This is a genomic window from Thiocapsa sp., assembly GCF_035467215.1.
Classification (GTDB): Bacteria; Pseudomonadota; Gammaproteobacteria; order Chromatiales; family Chromatiaceae; genus Thiocapsa.
In genome coordinates, this window is sequence record NZ_DATITZ010000006.1 from 1 (window position 1) to 2,500 (window position 2,500).

Below are 2,500 nucleotides of genomic sequence, written 5' to 3' on the forward strand. Positions count from 1 at the left end.
CAGCCCGCAGGAGTTCCCGTTGACGGAGTTCACGTTTGCGGACCGCGAGACGGGGGAGCAAGAGATTCGCCGAGCGGCGACGGAGATCCTCGATCGCTTCGAGCGCCTCGACCTCCTGATCAACAATGCCGGGACCGCTTATGCGAGCCGCCGCACGAGCCCCGAGGGCATCGAGCGCTCGCTGGCGGTGAACCATCTCGGCCCTTTCCTGCTCACGGGTCTCCTGCTCGAGCGCATCAAGGCCAGCGCACCGGCCCGGATCGTCAATGTCGGCACCAAGATGGACACCGCGATGGACTTCGACGATCTCGACTGGACTCATCGTCGCTATCGCATGATGCAGGCGTACGGTCAGTCCAAGCTCGGGAACCTGCATTTCACCTTCGAGCTGGCGCGGCGGCTTGCAGGCACCGGGGTGAGCGTGAACTGCGTCTTCCCGGGCGTCTTTCGATCCAACCTCGGCGGATCCGATGGCGCACAAGGGCTCTTCTGGAAGGCGGTCGATCTGCTGCTCGGCTGGGCCTTGCCGACCCCCGCGCGCGCAGCGGAGCGCGTGCTCTATGCCGCTCGATCGCCCGATCTCGACGGGGTCACGGGTCGGTACCTTGGCGACCGGCGGTCGATCAAGGCACCTGCCCAAGCGCTCGATGCGGATGCCAACAGACGACTCTGGGGCATCAGCGAGAGACTTGTCGGTTTCTCGCAAGACCCCGCTGCCCGTCTCTCGGGCAGCTGACGGGACAAACAAGGATCGACGCGACACATCAGGCGGGCAGCAGACCACCGGGAGGCGCTTGGGCGCGGTGTTGCCGGATCTGGTCCCAGACCTTCTCATGGAAGAAGTAGACCACCGTGTTGATCGCGGGCTCGACCAAGGCGATCGCCCCGCCGACCAGGAGGCTGCCGCTCAACAGGTAGGCCACGCTGAAGGCGACCGTCATATGCAGGATCGCGAACGTGATCGTTTTGGCCATGTGAGTGCTCCTCTTCAAGTGTTGGATAGGAGCATAGCGGCGACCCGTCAATCTTAAAACTCGATTGTTATTAACTTATCGATCGTCATTAACGATCAAAGAAGTCGCAGGCGCAAAAGGCACGAGGTCGTCGGCCGCGGCCCGTCAAAATCTCGACTCTCTCGAATCTCGGATCACACCCTCGTTGACACGACGACGCGGAGTGCCTCTTCGCCAGTTCGGCCATCGTGGCACCTGGCGCGGAGCCCCACGGAGCATGCGTGACACCGCGGAGCGGATGTCGTGAGTCTCTAGAGGACGGTGTGGTCGCTCTGATGAGCGAGGCCACGCGAGCATCATCAGCGTCCTGCGAGAAGGCTCAGGCGAGCCTGGAGCGGGTCGATGACGGGGGTCAGCTTACGGCGCATGAGGCTGCCGAGGACGCTGGGATCGAGCGCAATGGCGCGGAGCAGTCCATAGCCGACACCGGACAGGACGCGCATGGCGGAGACCTCCGGGGCCATCTCGGGGGCCTCGCGCAGCAGCCGTGCCGTGTCCGGATCCGCGCTCGTCGGTGTTGCGAAGCGCTCGGCCTCCGCAATCAGATCCGAAACCGCAAGGTCGGGGTCCCCCTCCGGGCGCAGGGCACCGAAGTAGTCTCTGAGCACGCCGAAGGTCGCCGTTACGACGTCCTGGCTGGGCGGCTTGGACAACACGGTTGCGACCGTCGCGAGGAAGGTCTGGCCGGGCGACGAAAAGACCCGAACGAGCAGCCGCGCACCTGGGTTGCCCGCCGCTGCGAGCGCAACGACCGGCTCGGGAAGCCCGCGCGCCCCGGACACTCCCGCTCCCGGCAGGTCATCCGGGACGGCCTGCAGGAAACCCACGAGATAGACCTGCTTGCGCGCGGCCTTCTTCCAGAGGTCGTCGCGCCGATCGGCGTCGAGAAGACCGGTCCGGAGGATCAGACGGATCGACTCGGCGATCTTGTCGCTCTCGGTTTCGAAGGGGAGATAGTCGATCAGATAATCCACCAGGACCGGGCCCATGGCGCCTGCGACGATCGCCGGGTTGCCCAACATGCGCCGGGCATTCTCGGCATCCTCCATGGCCCACCAGGCGCGCCGAGCCAGCTCGTCGGTGAGTCCGGGCGAGCAGACGGCCGCCACGACCGCCTCCGGCTCGCCGAGCAGGAGCAATTGCTCCAGGCTCTCGTCGCGCATCTGACCCATGCGGGTCCAGCGGCTCAGATAGACCGGGTAACCGCCGGGCGAACCCAGGACGTGCCCCGAGATGAGCTCTTTGACGCCGCGAAGATACTGATCCGGACGTCTGTTGGGGTTGAGACGAACCGTCGCCTCGCCCTGCGGACCGAGACCGTAGACGATCAGCTTTGATTCGTCGATGCGGATGGCGTGCGGACGATTGGCCAGCAGCACGTTCAGCCGGAAGCTGTCTTCGTTGCTGAGATCCATGCCGATTCGCTCCGCCCCGGATCAGACGTCGGTCGGCGGCTTGTAGTGAGGATCCTTCGGATTCATGAAGAT

The 2,500-nt window shown here is 64.9% G+C and carries 3 protein-coding genes; 1 reads left to right on the forward strand and 2 read right to left on the reverse strand.

All coding sequences use genetic code 11. The features are described from left to right. Window positions 1–736 (forward strand): SDR family NAD(P)-dependent oxidoreductase (locus VLR48_RS00235; RefSeq protein ID WP_325289860.1); only part of this gene is annotated, 736 nt, incomplete at its 5' end. 28 nt (window positions 737–764) lie between these two features. Here VLR48_RS00235 and VLR48_RS00240 read toward each other — a convergent pair. Both VLR48_RS00240 and VLR48_RS00245 read right to left on the reverse strand, forming a co-directional pair. Beyond that, window positions 765–974, reverse strand: a complete 210-nt coding sequence (locus tag VLR48_RS00240) for a DUF2061 domain-containing protein (RefSeq protein ID WP_325289861.1) — start codon at window positions 972–974, stop codon at window positions 765–767. 338 nt (window positions 975–1,312) lie between these two features. Continuing rightward, the gene (locus VLR48_RS00245; protein WP_325289862.1) at window positions 1,313–2,428 is read right to left on the reverse strand and encodes a sulfur reduction protein DsrS; all 1,116 of its coding nucleotides are present in this window, start codon (window positions 2,426–2,428) and stop codon (window positions 1,313–1,315) included. Between the last annotated feature and the right edge of the window lie 72 nt (window positions 2,429–2,500).